A 4,409-nucleotide genomic window follows, 5' to 3' on the forward strand; every position below is an offset into this window, starting at 1 on the left:
CAAAGAGTCTGAGATCAAAGACAATCAGACGAAGGCGCAGACAAACAAGATCAAGGCAGATACCGAGCTTGCGAAAGAGCGGACAAAGCTGCTTAAAGGCGATAAAGGCGACACTGCCCTTATTGCACAGGTTGCAGAGTTGTATAAAGCCGTGAATAAAGGTGGAGACGATGGAAATTAAGTTTTCACCGAAGCAGCAGGACATCATAACAAGACCTTTTGATCGTACATTAGAAGCAAACGAAGGCACGCCACGGTCAGGAAAGACGACAGCGGGCCATTTTCGCTATGCTCTTTATTTGTCGCTAACGCCGGATCAAAACCATTTGGTCGTTGCCTATAACCAGGAGCAAGCATACAGGCTCTTTATTGACGGTGACGGGACGGGCCTTAAACATCAGTTCGGCAACCTTGCCAAAGTGAAGCATGATGATTTAGGTGATCATTTAGAGGTACAGACGCCGACAGGGACAAAGAAAGTCTATTACAAGGGCGGCGGTAAAGCGGACAGCGTTAAAGCTATTACAGGTATGTCGCTTGGCTCAGTCGTGTTCTGTGAGATCAATCTGCTACACATGGATATGATTCAGGAATGCTTCCGGCGGACGTTCGCGGCAAAGATGCGCTATCACCTGGCAGACTTGAACCCACCGGCCCCGAATCATCCGGTCATTAAAGATGTGTTTGAGGTGCAAGACACACGCTGGCAACATTGGACGATCCACGACAACCCTATTTTGACTGACGACAGGAAACAAGAGATTTACGACACGCTGAAGAAGAACCCGTACCTATTAAAGCGAGATTGGGAAGGGAAGCGGGTTAACCCACAAGGCGTAATATACGGAATGCTTGACCTTGAGGCGCACACAGAAAGGACATTGATCGGTAAGCCGATACAAATGTACTTTGCAGCTGACGGCGGGCAGTCTGACGCGACAAGTGTCTCATGTAATATCGTAACGTCATTCCGGAACACAGAAGGGAAACTGATACGCCGTTTAAATCGCGTGGCTCATTACTACCATTCAGGCGCTGAAACCGGACAAGTGAAGGCAATGAGTATTTACGCAAGAGAGATAAAAGAGTTCATAAAATACTGCACTGACAAATATCAGATGCGGTATACGAGGTTCTTTGTCGATCCAGCCTGTAAGTCATTGCGTGAAGAGCTGCACCTCATAGGCGTTGATACGTCCAAGGCGGACAATAACGCTAAAGACATTAGGGGCACTTCACAAGGTATTGAGGTTGGTATCGAGCGGGCGCAGAACACCATAACAAAAGACATGTTCCGGTTGGTGGATGATGAAAAGTACGATCATTACCACTTCATCAAGGAAAGCGGGCTATATTGTCGAGACGACAACGGCAAGCCGATTGACGAGAACAACCACAGCATGGACGAGTTCAGATACAGCGTGAACTATTTTTATAAAGAGTATGTGAAATAGGGCGGTGACACAATGTTCAAAAGCCTAATTGCAAAAGTAAAGGCGGTGATGCAGAAAATGGGGCTGATCAAGAATATCAAGTCAGTTTCAAACATTCAGGCCCTTCCGGTGGATGATGATTTTTATCAGATGATAGAAAACGTGTGGTTGCCATTGTACAAAGGGGAACTTGATCAATACAACGGCGAACCATTCCACAAGGTAGAATTTACAACCATTGAGGGCGGCAAACGCACACGGCGCATGTTTACGTTGGGAATGGCGAAAGTAGCCAGTAAAGAAATGGCGAGCCTTATCTTTAACGAAAAATGCGCGATTAATATTTCAAATGAAAAGCTTTCTAAAGAGATAGAAGGCGTTTTTAAATACAACAAATTCTATAAGCTGTTTCAAGATCGCCTGGAAAACATGTTTGCCCTTGGTGGCCTGGTTCTCAAAGCATACGTTGATACGGATAGGGCGGGGCAAAAGAGAATAAAGATCAGTTATGTTACTGCCGATTGCTTTATCCCATTGGCATATTCAAACGGCGATATAACGGAAGGTGTGTTCCTAACTGTGTCGAAGAGGGGCAATAAGTGGTACACGCTACTCGAATGGCATCAATGGGATGGCGAAATATATGTCATTAAAAATCAGCTGTTCCAATCGGATAATAACAGTGAATTGGGAATAGAGGTAGCGCTTGACACACTTTATCCCGATTTAGCCAAGGAAGCGACTATCGAAGGACTTTCACGCCCTTTGTTTGTTTATTTCAAGCCAAACATAGCAAATAACATTGATTTGCAAAGCCCTTTAGGTGTTTCGCTATATGCGAATGCTATCGACACAATAAAAGCCCTGGATACAGCCTTTGACAGCTATCACCGTGAATTCAGGTTGGGTAAAAAGCGTATCATTGTTCCACACTCAGCTATCAGGACAGTTGTTAACGCAGAAACCGAGGAATTTCACCGTTATTTTGACGCTAGTGACGAAGTATACGAGGCTTTCAACTTTGAAGATGTAGACAGGCAACAGATTGTTGACAACTCTATTGAGCTGAGAGTAGAAGAACACGTTAAGGCTATTCAATCCCTATTGGATCTTTTCGCAATGCAAATAGGGTTTAGTCCTGGCGTGTTCTCTTTTGATGGTCAGGGCGTAAAAACGGCTACTGAGGTAGTCAGTGAGAACAGCAAGACATTCCAAACGAAGAACAGCCATGAGACTGTGATCGAAGAGGGAATTATAAATATTATTACCACTATTTGCGAGATCGCAAAGCTTTACAAGGTGTTTACTGTCCCTCCTGACTATGATGTGACCGTTGACTTTGACGACTCTATTGCAGAGGATCGGGATGCCAACGCCAACTTCTATCTGAAGTTAGTTAACAGCGGGCTGATGCCTCGTTATATGGGCCTTATGCACATTCTCAAAGTGCCTGAAGAGAAAGCGCGGGAGCTTATCAAAGAAGCGAAGGAAGAAGCGGCAACCGAGCTGCCAGATGTTAGTGAAATTGGCGGCGGCGGTGTCTGATGGCACGCGTAACACCTGAGAAAGCGGAACAATTGTCCTGGCCTATCGTTCAGATATATTCGTCCATTCAGACGGAGATATTAGAGAACATTGGCGCGCTGCTGGCGAAGGATACAAAAGCCTTGGAAGCGGACGTTAATCAATGGTATGCGCTGAAGCTAGAACAGATCGGCGGACTCACACGGGAGAATATACGGGCCATATCAAAGAAAAGTAAGCTTACACAAAAGAAGATCCGTGAAATCCTTCAGAACATTGGCATGGAAGGCATAGAAGCGAATGAGGCGGTACTTCAAAAGGCGATAGCTCAAGGTATTCCCCTTATGGCAGCACTGCCAGTCAAACAAGATCCGGCCATATGGCAGATACTAGACGCATTCGCAAGGCAGGCAACCGATATTTATAACCTTGTCAATTCGACAATGCTGACTCAAAGCCAGGTAGTGTATCGTGACATACTGACTCAGACAGTCGCAGGGGTTATCAGTGGACTAAAAACGCCACAACAAGCCCTGAGAAGCACCGTGCAAGATTGGGCGCAAAAGGGAATACCGGCATTAATAACAGCAGACGGCAAACGAAGGTATGCGGAAGGTTACGCTTATACGGTCATTCGAACAATGGGTAACAACGTTGCTAACGAAATGCAGGACTCAAGGTTTGATAGTTACGGCGTGGACTTGGTAGAAATCAGCTCACACGTAGGGGCACGGCCCAAATGCGCCCCGTATCAAGGCAGGATATTCAGCAGGAGCGGCAATGATCCGAAATATCCGGCGCTATCCAGCACAAGTAAGGGCGAACCGGACGGATTGTTTGGTATTAACTGCGGCCATGTTCAGTATCCCTACATTCCAGGCATTTCAGAACAACGTTATCATCCTGTTAATGCAGAGCGGAACGAAAAAGCATACAAAGAAAGCCAAAAACAGAGGGCGTTAGAACGCAATATAAGGAACAACAAAAGAGAGCTTGCCACATTCGAAAAAATGAATGATGAAATTGGCGCGAAACGGGCACACAGGAAGGTTTTAGACGGTCAGGCAAGGCTAAGGGCCTTCCTAGAGGAAACAGGGCGTACACGGCGACGAGAGCGCGAGCAAATATACAATTAAGGCGGTGCAGCATGTTTGTATTGAAAAAAGATCACGAAAAGCTAGAAAAGAAGGTTGAGGAATTGGAAGCCATTGTTTTTAACATGGGTTTAGCACTGCGGAAAATTGAAGAAGCAAACAAGAAAGAAGAGCCAACGGTTTATCTATCGTAAGGCTCTTTTTTCTTGCCCGTTTATCTGTAGTGGGCGTTAAAGAAAACAGAAGTATTTTACCCATTCGGGAGGTTTTAACATGAGAGATAGACTTTTAAGACTAAATCTGCAGTTCTTCGCTGAACAGAGCGATCCGAACGCAGGCGCAGCAAATAACCCCGATC

The 4,409-nt window shown here is 45.6% G+C and carries 4 protein-coding genes; all 4 read left to right on the top strand.

The genetic code is table 11. The features are described 5' to 3' along the window. The coding region (locus ACFQ8E_RS21850; RefSeq protein WP_430552642.1) for a hypothetical protein at positions 1 to 181 on the top strand (181 nt) is incomplete at its 5' end. Continuing rightward, positions 171 to 1,454, top strand: coding sequence for a PBSX family phage terminase large subunit (locus ACFQ8E_RS21855; RefSeq protein WP_382522951.1), 1,284 nt, complete (start codon positions 171 to 173; stop codon positions 1,452 to 1,454). The genes ACFQ8E_RS21850 and ACFQ8E_RS21855, both read left to right, overlap by 11 nt. A gap of 48 nt (positions 1,455 to 1,502) precedes the next feature. After that, positions 1,503 to 2,978 (top strand): phage portal protein, encoded by a 1,476-nt coding sequence (locus ACFQ8E_RS21860; protein WP_430552643.1) that lies wholly within the window; start codon positions 1,503 to 1,505, stop codon positions 2,976 to 2,978. Then, positions 2,978 to 4,093, top strand: coding sequence for a phage minor capsid protein (locus ACFQ8E_RS21865; RefSeq protein ID WP_376912106.1), 1,116 nt, complete (start codon positions 2,978 to 2,980; stop codon positions 4,091 to 4,093). Before ACFQ8E_RS21860 ends, ACFQ8E_RS21865 begins: the two co-directional genes overlap by 1 nt. Positions 4,094 to 4,409 lie beyond the last annotated feature (316 nt).

It is taken from the genome of Isoptericola sp. NPDC056573, from assembly GCF_042793335.1.
Taxonomy (GTDB): Bacteria; Actinomycetota; Actinomycetes; order Actinomycetales; family Cellulomonadaceae; genus Isoptericola.

Excerpts from the sequence above, each read along its gene's own strand:
- ACFQ8E_RS21855 (WP_382522951.1), top strand. The coding sequence starts at position 171 with ATGGAAATTAAGTTTTCACCGAAGCAGCAGGACATCATAACAAGACCT.
- ACFQ8E_RS21860 (WP_430552643.1), top strand. The coding sequence starts at position 1,503 with ATGCAGAAAATGGGGCTGATCAAGAATATCAAGTCAGTTTCAAACATT.
- ACFQ8E_RS21865 (WP_376912106.1), top strand. The coding sequence starts at position 2,978 with ATGGCACGCGTAACACCTGAGAAAGCGGAACAATTGTCCTGGCCTATC.